Annotated in this window: 14 protein-coding genes; 7 read left to right on the top strand and 7 right to left on the bottom strand. The window is 67.9% G+C overall.

The genetic code is table 11. The annotated features are described in order from the left end of the window. Nucleotides 1–57: 57 nt before the first annotated feature. Nucleotides 58–972, top strand: a complete 915-nt coding sequence (locus ACFVUS_RS38210; RefSeq protein ID WP_387778273.1) for an oxygenase MpaB family protein — start codon at nt 58–60, stop codon at nt 970–972. Here ACFVUS_RS38210 and ACFVUS_RS38205 read toward each other — a convergent pair whose 3' ends face one another. Then, nucleotides 973–2,934: a WD40 repeat domain-containing serine/threonine protein kinase gene (locus ACFVUS_RS38205; protein WP_387778270.1), complete on the bottom strand. Its 1,962-nt coding sequence runs from the start codon at nt 2,932–2,934 to the stop codon at nt 973–975. A 163-nt stretch (nt 2,935–3,097) separates the two neighbouring features. Between ACFVUS_RS38205 and ACFVUS_RS38200 the strand changes: the two genes are divergently transcribed. The 3 genes from ACFVUS_RS38200 (at nt 3,098) to ACFVUS_RS38190 (ending at nt 7,142) form a co-directional block, all read left to right on the top strand. Further along, a complete protein-coding gene (locus ACFVUS_RS38200) occupies nt 3,098–4,750 on the top strand; it encodes a CocE/NonD family hydrolase (protein WP_387778267.1) in 1,653 nt (550 codons plus the stop codon). Next, a complete protein-coding gene (locus tag ACFVUS_RS38195) occupies nt 4,747–6,153 on the top strand; it encodes a M20/M25/M40 family metallo-hydrolase (protein ID WP_387778264.1) in 1,407 nt (468 codons plus the stop codon). The genes ACFVUS_RS38200 and ACFVUS_RS38195 overlap by 4 nt, the downstream gene beginning before the upstream one ends. Nucleotides 6,154–6,302: 149 nt before the next feature. Beyond that, entirely contained in the window at nt 6,303–7,142 is an 840-nt protein-coding gene (locus tag ACFVUS_RS38190; RefSeq protein WP_387778261.1) for an alpha/beta hydrolase, read from the top strand. 4 nt (nt 7,143–7,146) lie between these two features. Here ACFVUS_RS38190 and ACFVUS_RS38185 read toward each other — a convergent pair whose 3' ends face one another. Both ACFVUS_RS38185 and ACFVUS_RS38180 read right to left on the bottom strand, forming a co-directional pair. Continuing rightward, the gene (locus ACFVUS_RS38185; RefSeq protein WP_387778258.1) at nt 7,147–8,592 is read right to left on the bottom strand and encodes a metallopeptidase; all 1,446 of its coding nucleotides are present in this window, start codon (nt 8,590–8,592) and stop codon (nt 7,147–7,149) included. Nucleotides 8,593–8,694: 102 nt separating this feature from the next. Further along, nucleotides 8,695–9,750 (bottom strand): endonuclease/exonuclease/phosphatase family protein, encoded by a 1,056-nt coding sequence (locus ACFVUS_RS38180; RefSeq protein ID WP_387778256.1) that lies wholly within the window; start codon nt 9,748–9,750, stop codon nt 8,695–8,697. Nucleotides 9,751–9,897: 147 nt separating this feature from the next. Between ACFVUS_RS38180 and ACFVUS_RS38175 the strand changes: the two genes are divergently transcribed. From ACFVUS_RS38175 to ACFVUS_RS38165, 3 genes are read left to right on the top strand one after another with little or no spacing between them, the layout of a single operon-like run. After that, nucleotides 9,898–10,722: a class I SAM-dependent methyltransferase gene (locus tag ACFVUS_RS38175; RefSeq protein WP_387778253.1), complete on the top strand. Its 825-nt coding sequence runs from the start codon at nt 9,898–9,900 to the stop codon at nt 10,720–10,722. Between the two features lie 4 nt (nt 10,723–10,726). Continuing rightward, complete coding sequence (locus ACFVUS_RS38170) at nt 10,727–11,059, top strand: glyoxalase superfamily protein (RefSeq protein ID WP_387778250.1); 333 nt, start codon at nt 10,727–10,729, stop codon at nt 11,057–11,059. A gap of 58 nt (nt 11,060–11,117) precedes the next feature. After that, the gene (locus ACFVUS_RS38165; RefSeq protein ID WP_387778248.1) at nt 11,118–12,497 is read left to right on the top strand and encodes a hypothetical protein; all 1,380 of its coding nucleotides are present in this window, start codon (nt 11,118–11,120) and stop codon (nt 12,495–12,497) included. 50 nt (nt 12,498–12,547) lie between these two features. Here the strand turns inward: ACFVUS_RS38165 and ACFVUS_RS38160 are convergent, their stop codons facing one another. From ACFVUS_RS38160 to ACFVUS_RS38145, 4 genes are all read right to left on the bottom strand, one after another. After that, on the bottom strand, nt 12,548–12,895 hold the full coding sequence (locus tag ACFVUS_RS38160) for a hypothetical protein (RefSeq protein ID WP_387778245.1): 348 nt from the start codon (nt 12,893–12,895) through the stop codon (nt 12,548–12,550). Between the two features lie 117 nt (nt 12,896–13,012). Continuing rightward, complete coding sequence (locus tag ACFVUS_RS38155; RefSeq protein ID WP_387778242.1) at nt 13,013–13,501, bottom strand: hypothetical protein; 489 nt, start codon at nt 13,499–13,501, stop codon at nt 13,013–13,015. A gap of 82 nt (nt 13,502–13,583) precedes the next feature. After that, nucleotides 13,584–16,580: a bifunctional [glutamine synthetase] adenylyltransferase/[glutamine synthetase]-adenylyl-L-tyrosine phosphorylase gene (locus ACFVUS_RS38150; RefSeq protein WP_387778239.1), complete on the bottom strand. Its 2,997-nt coding sequence runs from the start codon at nt 16,578–16,580 to the stop codon at nt 13,584–13,586. Between the two features lie 294 nt (nt 16,581–16,874). Beyond that, nucleotides 16,875–18,215 (bottom strand): glutamine synthetase family protein, encoded by a 1,341-nt coding sequence (locus ACFVUS_RS38145; RefSeq protein WP_375968301.1) that lies wholly within the window; start codon nt 18,213–18,215, stop codon nt 16,875–16,877. Between the last annotated feature and the right edge of the window lie 23 nt (nt 18,216–18,238).

The following is an 18,238-nucleotide window of genomic DNA, read 5'->3' as shown; positions in this document are numbered from 1 at the left end:
TCTCTCATCCTGTCGGAGTGTGGCGCTGCGGCAGGACCGTGATCAAAGGAGATCACCATGACCGCCGCCGTCGCGCCGATCGATCATGACTCCCGAGCACCCCGGCCCGAACGCCGTCCGTTCGAACCCGGCAGTCAGATGTGGGAGCAGACCGGGCTCATCACGTTCTCGCTCACCGCGGGTTCGGCCTTCCTGCTGCAGACCATGGAACCGACCATCGCGGCGGTGGTGGACGAACATTCGAGCTTCCGCACCGATCCGGCCGGACGCGCCTTCCGCAGCATCGCCTCGGTCATGATGTGGATCTACGGCGGCGATGAGGCACTGGCCGAAGCGGACCGGCTGCGCACCATGCACGCGAGCCTCAATACCGTTGACGCGCACGGCATCAAGCATCAGGCGCTGTCCTCGGGACCGTGGGCCTGGGTGCTGCACACCGCCATCTTCGCCTTCACCGAGGGCAACAAGTATTTCTCCAACGACAAGCTCACCGAGGCCGACAAGGAGGCCTACTACCGCGAGGTCGTGCAGCTCATGCGTAATTTCTCGGTGGCCCCCAAGGAGATTCCGGCGACCTTCGCCGAATGGGAGCCGTGGTTCCGCGATCAGGTCGAAAACCACCTGGTGGCAACGAATGTCGCGGAAGACTATCTGCGGGTGATTCAGAAGATCGCCCCGCCCAAGCAGATTCCCGCACCGCTGCGCCCGCTGTGGCGCACCGCCACCAAGCCGGTCGGCCGATTGCAGTACTTCTTCACCGTCGGCACCACGCCCGAGGTCATTCGCGAAAAGCTGGGCCTGACCTGGACTTCCAGCGATGAGCGCACGCTGCGCGCACTGGGCTGGGTGATCGGCCGCGCCGTCCCGGCACTGCCCGAGCGGGTGCGCTACTTCCCCATCGCGTACGAGGCCCGCCGCCTGGAACGCGACCGCGCCCGGCTGCGCAGGATCATCGATCTGCGGCCGATGTAGTCAGCGCAGTTCGGCGATATCGCGCAGGTGCACCCGATCCCCCTGTGCCACGGCGAGGGTGGCGCCGTCGGGGGCGAACACCACCGGCGGCGACAGCTCCGCACCCAACTGTCCGCGGGTGCCGATATCCCAGATGCGCACCCGCGTGCGGGTGCGCACCGCCAGCAGCGTTCCGTCGACGCTGAAGGTCACCGACCGCACCGGACCGGTCTCGGTATCGAGCGGGAAGCGAATCGATTGGCCGGTGCTCCGGCTCCAGCACACCACCCGATCGTGATTGGCGATCGCGAATCGACTGCCGTCGGCGCCGAACGCGGCCTCGACCTCGGTCCCGGTCAGCTCCATCGGCAACAGCAGTTCGACGCGATATCCGTCGTCGGCGCAATCCCAGAGCCGGGCCACCCGATCGCTGACGGTGAGCAGCGTGCGACTGTCCGAGGTGAACAGCACCCGGCGGACCAGTTCGCCGGGATGCGCCAGCACCGCGCGCTGCGCCCCGATCGCCGAACCGCGCGGCGCGGCCCCGCGGTGATAGTCGCGCAGCAGCACCTCCTCCCGGCGGGCGATGGCGAAGGCGGCGCCGTCCGGGCTGAAGGCCAGCGAGCTGTAGCCAAGGCCGAACCCGGGGCACATCTCCAACTTCCCGAATCCATTGCGCTCGGGCGTATCCCAGAGCAGTACCGACTGCGGGTTGGTGGCGGCCAGTACGGCGGCATCGGGGCCGAAGACGGGTGTGGACGGCAGCGCGGTGTACACGTCATCGCAGAGCCGCTGTCCGCTCTCGACGTCCCACAGCCGTGCGTTGCGGCCGCTCGCGGCGGCCAGCAGGCTGCCGTCCGGACTGAAGGCCACCGCGTGCACCGCGATATTCACCGCCAGCGGAGCGCCGATCTGCTTGCCGCCGCGGGCATCCCAGAGCCGGACCGTCTGATCGTCCCCGGCGGTGACCACCCGCGCACCCCAGGGGTCGAACGCGATGACGCGCACCGCGCCGGTATGGCCGATCAGATCGACCGGCGCGCGCACGGGCGGCGGGTTCGACAGCGGTGTCGACCGGGCCGGTGCTTCCACGGCCACCGGGCGCGGCGAATCCCCCTGCGGCGGTGCGGCGATCATCGATTCGGGCCACAGCGGTTCGCGAATCGCGGCCAGCGCCGCCTCTGCCAGTTCACCGCATGAGCGGTACCGCGCACCGGGTGATTTGGCCATCGCCGTGGCGATCACCTCGTCCAGCGCCGGTGGCGCGTCCGGGCGGCTCGCGGACACCCGGGGCGGCGGAGTGTTCAAGTGCGCGTTGACAATCGCGAACACGGTGCGCAGCGGAAACGGCACCGCACCGCTCAGCAGGTGAAAGAGCGTGCAGCCCAGGGCGTATACATCGCAGCGGTGATCCACCGGTCCGCCGCCGAGTTGTTCGGGTGCGGCGTAGGCGAAGGTGGCCCGCACCGAACCGGTCGCGGTGGTGCTCTCCCCCAGCCCGCGCGCGATGCCGAAATCGGTGATCTGCACGTGCTGCTGTCCGGTGTGCTCGCTGATCAACAGGTTGGCGGGCTTGACATCTCGATGCAGTACGCCCTTGCCGTGCGCGTAATCCAGTGCGGCGGCGGCCTGCCGGACGATCTCCACCGCCCGTGCGATCGGCAGCCGACCGGATCCGGCCAGCCGCGCGGCATCCGACCCGGAGACGAAATCCATGGCGATCCACGGGGTTTCGCCATCGGTGCCGCAGTCGTGCACCCGCACGATATTCGGATGCTGGAGCGCGGCGGTGAGCCGGGCCTCGCGTTCGAACCGGGCCAGCGCCTTGGGATCGCTACTGCCGACATGCGCGGGCAGCACCTTGACCGCGACATCGATCTGCAACCGCGGATGTCGCATCCGGTAGACCGTGCCCATCCCGCCCGATCCGGCTTGCTCCAGCACCGTATAACCCGCGAATACCGATCCCGGCTCGAGCACCACCGGTGACCCGCCTTTCCACCCCCGTACGAGCGCCCGTGTTTCGGACGTCGCCCGCACGATTATGTCCGAGGGATCGGGTACGCACCCGCCGATCGCCGCCGTGCACCCTGTTTCCGGGGGCTGGTCTGCGGCGACGTCAGGCACCAAGGTCACTATGGTGATCATGCGGATGGTGTTGTGGCGTGCCCTGCTCGGGCTGCTACTGGTGTTGGGAGTGCTGGCGGTGCCGGGTCGGGCGGCTGCCGACCTGGGGTACGTGTGGAAGCAGGAGTACATCACCGCGGCCGATGGCACGCGTTTGCACGCGGATATCCTGCGGCCGACCGGGATCGCCGATGACGCGAAAACGCCGGTGATCATGACCGTGAGTCCGTATCGATCGCACCTGGCATATCTGACCTCACCGCTGCTCAAGGGCGGGCCGTCAACCGAGAACCTGCCCGTGGCCGCCATGCTGGCCGCCGGGTACACCTATGTGATCGTGGATCTGCGCGGCTTCGGCGGCTCCAACGGCTGCCCGGATTTCGGCGGGCCGGGTGAGCGATCCGATGTGAAGACCGCGGTGGAGTGGGCGGCCGGACAGCCCTGGTCGACCGGCAAGGTCGGGCTGATGGGGATCTCCTATGAGGCGTGGACCGGGTTGATGGGGCTGGCCGAGAAGCCCGCCGGGCTGGCGGCGGTGGCGGCGTTCGAACCGGTCGTCGATCCCAATTCGTACCTGTACATGCAGGGCATCGCGTGGAAGTTCTCCGGGAAGCCGATCACCGAAACCGGGGTCCGGCCGGGCGATTTCGCGGGTCTCGAACACCTGCTGATCGCCTCGACGCCGGGCAGCTGGGCGGATTCGCCGGAGTACCAGGCGAATGCGGTCAGCATCGATCCGGCGTGCTACCGCAGTTACGCCGACCAGATCATGAATCATGATGCGTCCTCGGCGTTCTGGCAGGACCGGGATCTGGTGGCGAAGCTCAAGGGCAACACCATTCCGCTGTTCCTGGGGCAGGGGTTCATCGATTACAACACCAAACCCGATCGCGTCTTCCAGCTCTGGAACGAGCTCGGGCCCGGAGAGCACAAGGCCTGGTTCGGGCAGTGGGGGCATCGCACCTGCGATGAGAAGTGCGGCACACCGCAATTCACCTCCGAACTGATCGGATTCTTCGATCGGCTGGTGGCGGGCAAGGACGCACCGGTGCCCGGCCCGCGCATCACCGTGGGACAGTTCGACGGGAAGTGGCGATCCGAAACGCAGTGGCCCCCGGCCGATATGCGGCAGGTGCCGGTGGATCTGCGCACCGGCGCGTACACCGATCGCGGCCTGATTCCCGGACCCGATCGCGAAATCTGGTCGGTGAGTCAGCCTTTGGCGCAGGATCAGCAGCTCTCGGGTACGGTCACCGCCACCCTCGGTGTGGACGGGCCGCCGCAGGCGAGCGTGACACTGGAAATGTACGACGTGGACCCGAACGGCCGCGGCATCGTCATCACCCGGGGCATCGCACCCGCCACCCCGACCACGCAGCTGCGGCTGCTGGCCCAGGACTGGCCGATCGCGGCCGGGCATCGCATCGCCTTCCGCATCACCGATGTGCTCGATGACATCTGGGCGCATCCCGCATCGCTCGCCAAGGTCACCGTCACCGCCGCGCGCGTACAGCTTCCGCTGCTCAGCGCGGTGCGCACCCCGGATCTGACCGGCGGCATCTCCGAGGGCATCCCGAAGTGGAGCAATGAGAAGGCCCTCATGGTGCCCGCCGACGCGCTGAACAATGCGACAGTGAATATCGACTTCCCGCCCAGGACAGGAGACCGATGACGCAGACCGCATCCGCCGCCCCGGCCGTCGACGACGCCACCGCCGAACGACTCGGTGCGGCACTGCGCTGCGTCACCATCTCGCATGAGGATTCCGCCGCGACCGATCTCGGCGAATTCGACCGGCTCACAGCCCATCTCGAAGCATGCTTCCCATTGGTGCACGCGCATCTGGAATGCGAGACCTTCGGCCACGGCCGCCTGTACCGCTGGGCGGGCAGCGCCGCCACGGAGGGCTCGGCGTCCGGCTCGGGCGGTATGACACCGCGCCCCGACGAACCGGTCGCGGCGATCCTGCTCGCGCATATGGATGTCGTCCCGGTCGACGATGAGCGGGGCTGGACCCATCCCCCATTCGCGGGCATCGTGGATGACGAATTCATCTGGGGCCGCGGGGCCATCGACGACAAGAGCCGGGTGCTCGCGATCCTGGAAGCGGTCGAGGCGGCGCTCGCGGACGGGGTACGGCCCGCGCGGACCGTGTATCTGGCCTTCGGACATGACGAAGAGGTATTCGGCAATACCGGGGCCGGGCGGATGGCGCAGCGGCTGCGGGCCGCCGGGGTCCGCGCGGACCTGCTGCTCGACGAGGGCGGTGTGATCACCACCGGTGTCGCGGACGGTATCGATCTCCCCGTCGCCACGATCATGGTGGGCGAGAAGGGTTTCGCGACCATTCGCCTGTCGGTGACCGCGACCGGCGGGCATTCCTCCATGCCTGGCAGACAGACCGCCGTCGGGCAGCTGGCCCGGGCGGTGGCGCGGATTCAGGATCACCCGTTCCCATTACGGCTGACCCCGGTCACCGTCGACATGCTCACGCGGCTGCGGGGTTTCATGTCCGAACCGCGGCGCACCCTGCTCGGCCTGATCGGCGTGGCCGGACCCGCGATCGCACGCGTGCTGGCGGCCGGGCCGACCACCGAGGCGCTGGTGCGCACCACCACCGCGCCGACCATGATCCACGGCGGCGTGACACCCAATGTGCTGCCGCAGCGGGCCGAGGCGTTCGTGAATTTCCGTATCCTGCCCGGTGATTCGGTGGCCGGGGTGGTCGCGCACTGCCGCCGGGTCGTTCGCGACAAGGGTGTCGACATCGAATTGATGGGTCACGCGTCCGAACCCTCGGTGAATCCGGCGGCGGGTCCGGCCTTCGATCTCATCGCCGAATTGACCCGCGCGGTGGTGCCCGGCGTCGCGGTCACCGTCGGCCTGGTGCCCGGGGCGACCGACTCCCGCTACTACGACGATCTCGCCGCCACCCGCTGCAATTTCGCGCCCATCATCCTCACCGCACAGGATCTGGAACGCATCCACGGCACCGATGAGCGCATCTCCCGCGCCAATTACGCGCGCCTGATCACCTTCAACCGGCTGCTGATCGACCGCCTCGCCCGGCTCTGAACCCGCGCACGCTAATTTCGGGGCGTGACGCCGCGGGCGCGGCGGCGGTGCGCGAGAATGGCTCGGCCGGGAGGCGACAAACCGGGCGAAGCGCCCGGAATGTGCGCGGTCGCCCCGGCGTGCGGATATCCGACCGAGAGGGAGCGACGATGACCCGAAACGAGACCGGCGAATTCCAGGGCAGTGCGGGGCGGGTGTACTGGCAGGCCTGGCTGCCCGACTCCGAGCCCCGGGCCGTGGCCGTGATCGTGCACGGGTACGCCGAGCATTCGGGCCGCTACGCCCACGTGGCGGCGCGCTTGAACGAGGCCGGGATCGCCGCCTACGCGCTCGATCACATCGGGCACGGGCGCTCGGCGGGCGGGAAGGCGAATGTCGTCTCCCTCGACGGCGCGGCCGACAATGTCAAGGCGCTGCTGGATATCGCCGTGAAGGAACATCCGGGACTGCCGAAGTTCGTCATCGGGCACAGCATGGGCGGGCTCACCGTCGCCTACCTGGCCACCCGTGCGCCCCTGGACGTGACCGGCGTGGTGCTGTCCGGTCCGGCGATCGTGGTCGACGCGGGTAACGCCGTGCAGCGGCTGCTCGCGCCGGTCGTCTCCAAGCTGGTGCCGAATCTGCCCGTGCTGAAACTGGATTCGAAGCTGGTGAGCCGCGACCCGGAGGTGGTGCGCGCCTACGACACCGATCCGCTGGTCTATCACGGCGGGGTGCCCGCCCGCACCGGCTCCGAAATGCTGCGCGCCGGAACGTATGTGCTGGCGAATCTGGACAAGCTCACCGTTCCGGTGCTGGTGCAGCACGGTACCGCCGACGGGCTGGCCTCGCCCGAGGGCGCGGACCTGATCGAGCGCGATGCCGCATCGAAGGACAAGACCGTCATTCGCTATGACGGTCTCTTCCACGAGATCTACAACGAGCCCGAACAGGACAAGGTCCTCACCGATCTGGTGAATTGGCTGAACCAGCACATAGATCCGGCCTAGGCGACTACTTGTAGGTGCTCAGGCAGGCGTTGTCGCCATCCAGTACGCCGGTGCGGAAGGCTTCCAACCGCACGAAACCGCTGGGCACCACATTGCCGTTGACGTCCGAGGCGGCGAGGCCATCCGAGAGCAGTCCGGAGATGGCCTCGTCGAGATCTCCCGCCGACAGCCGGATGTCACCGCCCGGTTGACTGATCTTGGTGCTGAACGCCCCGGACAGGCAGGCGGTGCGCAGACCGGCGGTCTCGGCACCCGTGAGCCCGAGCTTCCGATCCTGTTGCAGCGCAAGCATATAGCGCGAGATGAAGACGATGAACCCGTTGTAGTCGCCCGCCACCATGGCCGAGAGCACCGCGCTGTCACCATCACCGCGCGCGCGTTTGGCCAGCGCCGCCACGTCCACGCCGATCGCATTGCCGGCCGGGCAGTACGAAACCGGTTTGGTCACCGTCACATTCGCGCACGATTTGCTCACCCCGGTGTAGTCGTAGACCGGCTGCCGGATGACCGGATCATTGGTGGCGAGGGTCTGGGCGATCATATCCAGCGATGAACGATCCACCGGCAGTTGCTGATTCGCCTCATTGGGGGTGGTGTAACTGGTCGGCAGGGTGCCGCGCCGGGCCGCGAGTTCCTTGCGGGTGATGGTCTTACACGATTGCGCCCCATCGGTATAGCCCATCTGCACCGCGGTGACGCGTTCGAAGGCCGAACCGTGCTCATCCTTGCTCGCACCGGGTTCGCGATCCCGCACGGCGATGGTCGCGCCGAGCACGCCATTGAGTCCGTCGGTGGTGTTGAGCGTGAAATGCCGCGAATTCCCTTCCGCGACAGCGCGCAGGAACACACCGGCGAAACAGTCCGCCTGCTGTTCCCGGATCACCGACGCGGTGAAGAAGCCGTTCAGTTTGGCCTGCGCCTGCACCGAATGCCCGTACTCGTGTGCCAGCACCATAACCACCGACATGGCGCCGAATTTCTTCACCAGTTCCGGCAGCAGCGTGCCGCGATCCCAGCCGACGGTCTGATCGACCGTGCAGTACGCGGCATTCACCTCTTGAAAGGTGCTGGCGCGGCAGAATTGCACGGCCTGGCTGCGCGGGGCGGTGGAATCCCAGGAGATGAATTTGTTCACCGGGGTGAAGGCGCCCGGAAATGTCTTGGCGTACTGGGCCGTCCAGTACTCCTGGAGATCGGCGAGCGTATTGAGCGCCAGCTTGTCGATACTGCCGCCGTCACCGTTCTCGGCGGTGAGCGTGGTGTCCGGCACCCCGCTGCGCGGACCGTTCGGCCCGGTCGCCGACACCGCCCCGCTGAGCTCGAAGGGATTGTCCACCGGGGCCGTAATATTGTGCGGCTCACTGTTTTTCACGACGGTACAGCCGCCGATCACCAGTCCCGCCGCCAGCAATCCGATGCCGAGCCCCAACCGCAGCCGTGTATTCCGCATAACGCCTCCCGAGTACCGCTCCGGGCCCAGCCGCGGTCCCGGCACCCGGAAAGCGGCCGGACTCGGCCGCGCCACGCCTCCGGGTTGCTCTCGTTGTATCGCTCAGAGGCGCAGGCGCGCAACGACGGCGCGATGATCGGATCGGGGAATTGTGAGTGAACGAATCTGCGTGGCATGCCCACCCGCGACCAGCACCCGGTCCAGACCCAGCAGCGGACCCCAGGACCGGTCGTCCGGCCAGGTCGGCATGGCACCGACACCGAGCAGCTCACCGGCGTCGGCGTACCTGCCGCGCAAGAGATCCCGGAACGGGGCGTGATCGAAGGTGGCGTTGAAATCGCCGCCGACGATCACCTGCCCGGGCTGCTGATCGAGCAGATCGCGAATCGTGCGCAGCTCATTGCTCCAGGCGTCGAAGTTCAGGTTCGGCGGGACCGGATGGAACTGGAACACCGCCACCGGACCGCGCTCGGGATGAATCATGGTGGCGCGCACATTGTTCAGCAGGAAGCCGGACAGCTTGCTGCCGGCCTCCAGCGGGTAGCGGGTGAAGATTCCCGAACCCGCGCCGCCCGCGGCCGCCTCGACATGACGATAGGGCAGCAGCTCGGCCAGACCCGCGGTGTCCAGTCGGGCGAGTGCCTCGGGGGTGAGCTCCTCGAGGGTCAGCACTTCGATCCCGTTGTCCCGCACGGCCTTGACCACCGCATCGGTATCGGCATTGCCGAACAGCAGATTCGACTGCATCACGGCCACATCCACGCCCGGCTGCGCGGTGCCGTCCGGCCACAGCATCGGCAGCTGCGACCACAGCGCGGCGGCGGTCACGAGCGTGGCGACCAGCGCGCCGCGCCAGGCACGCGCGAGCAGCAGGATCACCAGCGCGAGCACCGCGAAGAGCATGAGATACGGGGCGAAGGACGCGGCGAGCACGAGCGGCTCGGCGGTGATCGTGTTGTAGTGCAGCCCCACACCGATCACCCCGGCGAACAGCGCGAGCCAGCCCAGCACCACGGCCGTCCAGCCGAACCAGCCCCGGCGGCGTTTCGAGAACAGGATCGACCGGACCCGTCCGCGACGCTCGGCCGCCGGACCGCCGCGTTCCCCCTCCCGCGGTAGCACCACCGTGACTTCGTCCGCGTGCTGATATTCGACCACTGCTCCCCCATCCGGCGCGCCCCGCGCGCCATTCCCCCACCAAAGGCCAATCGCAGACCACCCTACTGCACGTTCGAGGGCCGCTGACCTGCGCGCGACCCGCGCGCAAAATGGCAGGCGCCGGGCGGGGCGGGCGTGGCACAGTCAATGGACGTGACCGATTACCGTACTTTCAATCGCGACAATTGGGACGAACGTGCACCGCTGCACGCCGCATCCACCGATTACGCCTTCGCCGAATTCCAGGCCGATCCCAGCTTCCTGAGCGAGGTGGTGCGCTTCGATCTGCCCCGGCTCGGCGATATCCGCGGACTGCGCGGCGTCCATCTGCAATGCCATATCGGCACCGATACGCTCTCGCTCGCCCGGCTCGGGGCCGATATGACCGGGCTCGACTTCTCTCCCGCCTCGCTGGCCCAGGCGCGAAAACTGGCCGAGGACACCGGAACCGCCATCGAATTCGTGGAATCCGATGTGTACGAGGCGATTCCGGCGCTCGGCGCGGAGCGGTTCGATCTGGTGTACACCGGAATCGGCGCGCTGTGCTGGCTGCCCGATGTGCGGCGCTGGGCCGAGACCGTGGCCGGATTGCTGCGACCGGGCGGGCGACTGTTCATTCGCGAGGGGCATCCGGTGCTGTGGTCCATCGACGAAACCCAGGATCGGCTGGTGATCGGGTATCCGTATTTCGAGACCGGCGAGCCCATGGTCTTCGATGACGGGAGCACCTATGTCGAGACCACCGGGAAGATCACCAAAACCGTTACGCACGAATGGAATCACGGCCTCGGCGAGATCATCGGGGCACTGCTGGCCGCCGGATTGACCCTCACCGCCGTGACCGAACACGACAGCGTGCCGTGGGAAGCACTGCCCGGCAAGATGATTCACGATAAGCACGGCGAATGGCGGCTGATCGAGCATCGCGAGCGACTGCCGCTGTCCTACACCCTGCAAGCGCGAAAGGACTGAGCCCGTGCACGAAGAGGTGATCCCGGTGCTGCGCGTGGCCGATGCCGCCGCCGCGCTGCCCTGGTACGAGCGACTCGGCTTCACCAAACAGTGGGAGCACCGCTTCGAACCGCATTTCCCGGCCTTCGTCGAGGTCGCGCGCGGAGATATGCGAATCTTCCTGTCCGAGCACACCGGTGACGCCCGACCCGACACACTCCTGTATCTGCGACTGCGGGATGTGGACGGCATCGCCGCGGAATTCGGTGTCACCCCGGAGGATCAGCCCTGGGCACGCGAGATAGAACTCCGCGATCCCGACGGCAACCGCCTGCGCATCGGCACGCCCTTCGACTAGACCGCGGAACCATCCGCCCGCGCGCCGCGTCCAAGTCGGTGAGCGAAGGGGGGATCCGATGGACCCGGACAAGCTGCGCCACAACGCACAGCAGGCCCAGCGGGGTGCGCAACGCGAACAGGGGCGAATCTCGCAGGGCGGGGTGGACCCCGACTACATTCAGCGACTCGAACACTTCCCGGGGGTCTCGCACGCGGAAATCTACGCGCACGCGCAAGCCATGGACCCGGGCAGCATGCAGGCGCAGGCCGCCATCTGGGTGGATATCGCCGACAACCTCACCGGCGCGATCACCGGGCTGCACAGCACGGTGCAATCGGCGCTGGCGGATGGCATCCGCGGCCATATCGGCGACGCCGCGGCCAACGGTGCACGCGAATTCGTGCAATGGGCAACCGATATCGCCGAAATCGCACACAGCACCGGCCACCGCATGCTCGCCGCCGCCTACGGCGCCGAAGCCGTCCGCCGCACCGTCCCCCCACCCTCGGCCGCCGACACCGACCCCCTCACGCCCTACCTGTCCGCCGTCATCGGCACCACCCCCGGCGCCCACGCGCGCGCGGACGCCCGCGACGAGCTCTATCAAATCGCCCTCGCCGCAATGGAAGCCAACTACATCCCGACCTACCCACCCGCCGGATCGGGCGTACCCGCCTTCACCACACCGGATATCGGCACCGGCGGGAACCCACCGGCCGGGTTCGAATCAGCGCCCTCGGGCATGAACTCCTCGCGCGGCGGCACACTCCCCCGCACCGAGCCGATCGGCGCGATCCACCGGGCCGATCCCAGCCGAGTCGACCTCCCCGTGCATCCCGAGCACGCCGCGCACTCCGGCGACCCGAATCGAGCGGCGGCACAGCGCAACAACGGGCAGCCCCACCGTGACGACCACCTCGACGCGCCCTCCGACGAGGACACCTCCCCGGCATCGGCCACGCGGGCGACCGATATCCCGGACTCCGATCGAACCGCCGACCCGAACACCGTCCCGGCCGGAACGCCCGGCAGCGGGAATCCACTCTCCCCGGTCGCCCCGAACCGCTCGATCACCACGCCCGGCGCACCATTCGAATTCCCCACCACCACACGCGAATTCCCGACACCGCGCCGGCCGACCGGACTCACGCCCGATCCGGGCCACAGCTACCCCGGCCCACCGCTGCCCGGAACCCGCTCCGCGCCGGCACCTTCCGCCGCGCCGACCGGCCCCACCGCCGCGCCGATGGGCCTGCTGCCCGGCACGCATCCCGCATCGGGCCGCGCCGCCTCGGATACGGACGCCACCCGCCGCACCCCCGACTGGCTCATCCGCAACCGTCAGCAGGAACTCCTGGGCACCGCGCCGCCCACCGTTCCCGCCGTGCTCGGGGCCGAAATCATCGCGGCCAGAACCGATATCGAACACCCGGGCACCTCACCGGAAACAATCTGAGCCCGGATCCAGCGGATCCGGGCTCAGGTCGACAGGAAAGCACAGGGGAACTATGCGGTGCGGGTGCACCCGCTGCCGGTGTCGGCGCCGTTACCGACCACCTCGACGCGGATGTACTTGCGGGTATTGAACCCGCCCGGGTCGGTCTGGACGGCCGTAATGTTCTGTCCGCCAACCCTTCGCGGCGTCCAGGTGGTGGTCACGGTGCCATTGTCCGCGTGGTAGTCGCCGTATCCGGGGATCTGCGACTCGTCGTTGTAGAAGGTCACCGCGCCCTGCTGGTACGGGGCCGTCGACACATTGGCGACCACGGTGTACGCGCAACCCGCCAAAAGTCCGGCGGCTCCGGCGTTCACGCTCACACCGGTCACCTCGGCTCCGGCTACCGGTGCGTTCATCAAGCCTGTTACCGCCGCGAATGCAATTGCGGCGGTTCCGATTCGAATGGTGTTCGCGATCATGGATTTCCTCCCGGTGCCGAGCGCCCAACCCCACCGCACCGGAAAATACCACGATCAGCGAGGTGCGGGGACCTCGATGGTGAGTTCGGCCGGGGTGGGGTTGGTGCTCACCTGGGCGGTGACCCGGCCCGAACCGGGCAGCGAGACGGTGGCCGCGTTCCAGCCGTAGTGGCCGTCGTGCACGGTGGTGCGGGTCTCGGTGGTGCTCGCGCCGGTGTCGAGATTGCGCAGGGTGACCGTCGTGGTGACCTGGCAGTCGTTATTGGCGGGCGAGGCGGACAGCGATCCGAGCGGATTGTTCGTGGCGTCGGGGGTGAAGTTGATCGTCACCCGCGACGAGCTGTCGATGAAATCGGCGAACTCCCCGGCCTGCTGGCCCTGGCTCGCGGACAGTTCGGCCTTCACCGTGCCCGCGCAGCCCGGACCCACATCGGCGTGCGCGGGTTCGAACGACACCGGATCCGCGGACGCGGGTGCGGTGGATACGGCCAGTGCGACCAGCGGCGGGACCGATACCGCCATAACCTTCAGAACGCCTCGCATTTCGACTCCTGCCCTAGCGGATCAGTCGTGCATGACCGGCACGGCCGAATTCGGCCGGTTACTGCACCGTACCCGGCCGGGATCAGCCGCCGAACACGCGCTCCACGACTGTTTTCGCGCGGCGGGTGACGCGCATGTAGTGATCGAGGAATTCGCTGCCGTCGTCATTGGGCCAGCCCGCGACCCGGGCCACCGCCGACAGCAGCGGACCGGGGCCGGGAAGTTGGTCGGCGGGCTTGCCGCGCACCAGCACCAGCGCGTTGCGGGCCTTGGTGGCGGTCAGCCAGGATTCCCGCAGCAGCGCCACATCTTCCTGATCCACCAGATCGGCGGCTTCGATCGCGTCCAGGCATTGCAGCGTGGAGGTGTTGTGCAGGCCCGGGACATCGTGGGCGTGCTGCAATTGCAGCAATTGCACGGTCCACTCGATATCGGCCAGACCGCCGCGACCGAGTTTGGTGTGGGTGGCCGGGTTCGCACCGCGCGGCAGGCGTTCGGCATCCACCCGCGCCTTGATGCGGCGAATCTCGCGCACACCCTCGGGGGACATGCCGCCGCTGGGATAGCGCACCGGGTCCACGGTGTGCAGGAAGCGCACACCCAGTTCCGGATCACCGGCCACCTGCCGAGCCCGCAGCAGCGCCTGCACTTCCCACGGCTGCGCCCACTGTTTGTAGTAGGCGGCGTAGGCGGCCAAAGTTCGCACCAGAGCGCCGTTTCGGCCCTCCGGGCGCAGACCCGCGTCCACCTGCAAGGGCGGATCGGTGCTCGGCGCGCCGAGCAATCGCTGCACCTGTTCGGCCACCCCGATCGCCCATTTCACCGCGACCGTCTCGTCCACACCGGGACGCGGATCGCAGACGAACAGCACATCGGCGTCCGAGCCGTAGCCGAGTTCCATACCGCCCAGCCGGCCCATCCCGATGACGGCGAAATCGGCGGGCTGCGGGCCGCTCGCGCGAATCACGGCCTGTAGCGCGGCTTCCAGGGTCGCGATCCACACCGAGGACAGCGCCTCGCACACCTTCGGCACATCGAGCATGCCCAGCACATCGGCGGAGGCGATGCGCGCCAGTTCATGCCGCCGCAGCGAGCGCGCGGTGGCGACGGCGCGCTTGGGGTCCTCGTAACGCTTTGCGCCGGAAAGGATTCCGCGGGCGACATCACCGGTGGCGGGGGCCAGCAGCAGCGGCCCGTTCGGGCCGTCCGCGTACATGCGAATCGTTTCGGGCGCGTTGATCAGCAGATCCGGCAGATACGCCGAAGAGCCGAGCACGATCATCAGGCGCTGCGCGATAGCGCCCTCATCGCGTAGTTCGCGCAGGAACCAGATCTCATTGTCCAGGCCCTCGGACACCCGGCGGTACGCCAGCAGTCCGGCATCGGGATTCGGTGTCTCGCCGAGCCATTCGAGCAGGGTCGGCAGCAGCAGCGCTTGAATCCGGCCCTTGCGCCCGACCTCACCGGTGAGCGCCTTCAGATGTCCGAGCGCGTTCTCCGGGGCCGCGTAACCCAGCGCCGCCAACTGCCGCACGGCCGCTTGCGGACTCAACCGCAGCGAGTCCGCGTCCAGGCGCGCGACCGATTCCAGCAGCGGGCGATAGAAGAGCTTGGCGTGCAGGCGGCGCACCCGCACCGCATTGCGGCGAATCTCGCTGGTGAGCACGCCGACCGCGTCCTGCCTGCCGTCGGGGCGCATATGCGCGGCACGCGCGAGCCAGCGCATGCCCTCCTCGTCCTCGGGCGCGGGCAGGGTGTGCGTGCGCTTGAGGCGCTGCAATTGCAGGCGATGCTCGAGCAGGCGCAGGAATTCGTAGGAGGCGGTCAGGTTCGCGGCGTCATCGCGGCCGATATAGCCGCGCGCGGCGAGCGCGCCGAGCGATTCCACGGTGCCCTGGGTGTGCAGCGCCTCATCGGCCTTACCGTGCACCAATTGCAGCAGCTGCACGGCGAATTCGACATCGCGCAGACTGCCGTGCCCGAGTTTGAGTTCGCGTTCACGCAGATCCGCGGGCACCAGATCCTCGACGCGGCGGCGCATGGCCTGCACATCGGTGACGAAATCGGGTCGTTCCGAGGCCGCCCACACCATCGGCATGAGCGCTTCGCGATACTGCTGCCCGAGTTCGAGATCGCCGGTGGCGGGCCGCATTTTGAGCAGCGCCTGGAATTCCCAGGTGCGCGCCCAGCGCTTGTAATACGCGAGATGCGATTCCAGGGTGCGCACCAGCGCACCCGCCTTGCCCTCGGGTCGCAGCGCGGCGTCCACATCGAAGAACGCGGCGCTGCCGACGGTCATCATTTCGGCGGCGAGCCGGGTGGAGGTGGTGTCGGCGGGTTCGGCGACGAAGATGACATCCACGTCCGAGACGTAATTCAGTTCCCGCGCACCGCATTTGCCCATGGCGATGACGGCCAGCCGGGCGGGCACCTCGCGATCGACGCAGACCCGGGCGACGGCCACCGACAGCGCCGCGGTCAGCGCGGCATCGGCGAGATCGGTGAGATGCCAGCCGACCTGCTGATACGGCAGCACCGGTTCGTTCTCCACGGTGGCCGCGAGATCGATGGCGGCCAGCAGCATGAGTTCATCGCGATACCGCTTGCGCAGCAGCGCAACCGCGTCCGGCCCGGAGATCCCGGCGCGGAACAGCATGGGTCCGGCATTGGGTCCGGTCTCCGGCGTCGCGCGCACGGCGTCGAGCAGCGAGGTGAGCACCTCATCGCGCGAAGGCAATTCGGGTCGCAGCAGCAATCGCCAGGATTCGGCATCGGCCACCAGATGATCGCCGAACGCGCTCGACGACCCGATCAGCGCGAACAGCCGCCCGCGCAGCGAGGTATTGGCCCGCAACGCCGAATCCAGCGCGCCCCAATCGCTTCCGAGTTGCTCCCGCAACCGCATCAGCGTCAGCAGCGCCAGATCGGCATCGGGGGAACGGGACAGCGCCCACAGGAGCGGCACGCTCTCGACGTTGTCCCACGCCAACTCTCGCAACGAATCGGCCGCCGACGGCTCCAATAAACCGAGCCGTCCGACGCCGGGGACAGCGGAACGAGTCGTCGGTGGCCGGACCATGTCGTTCAAATTACATGTCACATTCCGTCAGCGGACGACCGAACCCTCCGATACCGGACAATGTGGCCGAGCCGAGTCCGGGACGCAACAGGATGAGGCCGAAACCCGGCGTCGACCACAGAGCCCTCGCCATCCCGCCCAGACCGCCCTCGTCATCCCGGCCAGACCGCCCTCGTCATCCCGGCCAGACCGCCCTCTTCATCCCGGCATGTTTTTGGCCGGGATCCACACCCCAAGCTGATGCGCTGCCCGTGTGGATCCCGGCCAAAGCGCGCCGGGATGACGGGGTTGCGGTTACAGCCCGAGGTATTCCTTCAACTCGTAGGGGGTCACCTGGTTGCGGTAGCCGGCCCATTCGCGGCGCTTGTTGCGCAGGAAGAAGTCGAAGACGTGCTCGCCCAATGTCTCGGCGACCAGTTCGGACTTCTCCATGTTCTTGAGCGCCTCGTCCAGGCTGGCGGGCAGTTCGCGGAAGCCCATGGCGCGACGCTCGGCGGCGGTCAGCGACCACACGTCGTCCTCGGCCTCGGGCGGCAGGGTGTAGCCCTTCTCGATACCGCGCAGACCGGCGGCCAGGATCACCGCGAAGGCCAGGTACGGGTTGCAGGCGCTGTCCGGGCTGCGCACCTCGACGCGGCGCGAGGAGGACTTGTTCGGCGTGTACATCGGAACGCGAACCAGCGCAGAGCGATTCGACCGGCCCCAGGACGCGGCGGTCGGCGCTTCGCCACCGTGGATGAGTCGCTTGTACGAGTTCACCCACTGGTTGGTGACGGCGCTGATCTCGTGCGCGTGCTCGAGAATGCCCGCGATGAAGGCGCGCGCGGTCTCGGACAGGTTGATCGGGTCGTCCGGATCGTGGAAGGCGTTCTGCTCACCCTCGAACAGGCTCATATGGGTGTGCATGGCCGAACCCGGGTGGTCGGCGAACGGCTTGGGCATGAACGTGGCGCGCACGCCCTCGTCGATGGCCACTTCCTTGATCAGGTAGCGGAAGGTCATGACGTTATCGGCCATGGACAGCGCGTCCGCGTAGCGCAGGTCGATCTCCTGCTGCCCGGGCGCGCCCTCGTGATGGCTGAACTCGACCGAGATGCCCATGGACTCCAGCGAGTCGATGGCATGGCGGCGGAAGTTGGGAGCCTCGTCGTGCACGGCCTGATCGAAGAAGCCGCCCTGATCCACCGGGATCGGGGTGGAACCGTCATGCGGTCCGGGCTTGAGCAGGAAGAATTCGATCTCCGGATGCACATAGCAGCTGAAGCCGAGGTCGGCGGCCTTGTTCAACTGCCGGCGCAGCACGTGCCGCGGATCCGCCCAGGACGGCGAACCGTCCGGCATGGCGATATCGCAGAACATGCGCGCCGAATGCTGATGCCCCTTCGAGGTGGACCACGGCAGCACCTGGAAGGTGGACGGGTCCGGCTTGGCCACCATGTCGGCCTCGGACACCCGGGCAAACCCTTCGATGGCCGAACCGTCGAAGCCGATGCCCTCCTCGAAAGCGCCCTCCAGCTCGGCGGGCGCGATGGCTACGGACTTGAGATAGCCCAGCACATCGGTGAACCAGAGTCGCACGAAGCGAATATCGCGCTCTTCGAGCGTGCGGAGGACGAATTCCTTCTGACGGTCCATGACCGCAGCGTAGGCACCCGGAG

Source organism: Nocardia sp. NPDC058058 (assembly GCF_042885355.1).
In the GTDB taxonomy this organism is placed as follows: Bacteria; Actinomycetota; Actinomycetes; order Mycobacteriales; family Mycobacteriaceae; genus Nocardia.
This window is presented reverse-complemented; position numbering and strand designations above follow the sequence as displayed.

Excerpts from the sequence above, each read along its gene's own strand:
- ACFVUS_RS38210 (WP_387778273.1), top strand. The coding sequence starts at position 58 with ATGACCGCCGCCGTCGCGCCGATCGATCATGACTCCCGAGCACCCCGG.
- ACFVUS_RS38200 (WP_387778267.1), top strand. The coding sequence starts at position 3,098 with ATGCGGATGGTGTTGTGGCGTGCCCTGCTCGGGCTGCTACTGGTGTTG.
- ACFVUS_RS38195 (WP_387778264.1), top strand. The coding sequence starts at position 4,747 with ATGACGCAGACCGCATCCGCCGCCCCGGCCGTCGACGACGCCACCGCC.
- ACFVUS_RS38190 (WP_387778261.1), top strand. The coding sequence starts at position 6,303 with ATGACCCGAAACGAGACCGGCGAATTCCAGGGCAGTGCGGGGCGGGTG.
- ACFVUS_RS38185 (WP_387778258.1), bottom strand. The coding sequence starts at position 8,592 with ATGCGGAATACACGGCTGCGGTTGGGGCTCGGCATCGGATTGCTGGCG.
- ACFVUS_RS38175 (WP_387778253.1), top strand. The coding sequence starts at position 9,898 with ATGGACGTGACCGATTACCGTACTTTCAATCGCGACAATTGGGACGAA.
- ACFVUS_RS38165 (WP_387778248.1), top strand. The coding sequence starts at position 11,118 with ATGGACCCGGACAAGCTGCGCCACAACGCACAGCAGGCCCAGCGGGGT.
- ACFVUS_RS38160 (WP_387778245.1), bottom strand. The coding sequence starts at position 12,895 with ATGAACGCACCGGTAGCCGGAGCCGAGGTGACCGGTGTGAGCGTGAAC.
- ACFVUS_RS38155 (WP_387778242.1), bottom strand. The coding sequence starts at position 13,501 with ATGCGAGGCGTTCTGAAGGTTATGGCGGTATCGGTCCCGCCGCTGGTC.
- ACFVUS_RS38150 (WP_387778239.1), bottom strand. The coding sequence starts at position 16,580 with ATGGTCCGGCCACCGACGACTCGTTCCGCTGTCCCCGGCGTCGGACGG.
- ACFVUS_RS38145 (WP_375968301.1), bottom strand. The coding sequence starts at position 18,215 with ATGGACCGTCAGAAGGAATTCGTCCTCCGCACGCTCGAAGAGCGCGAT.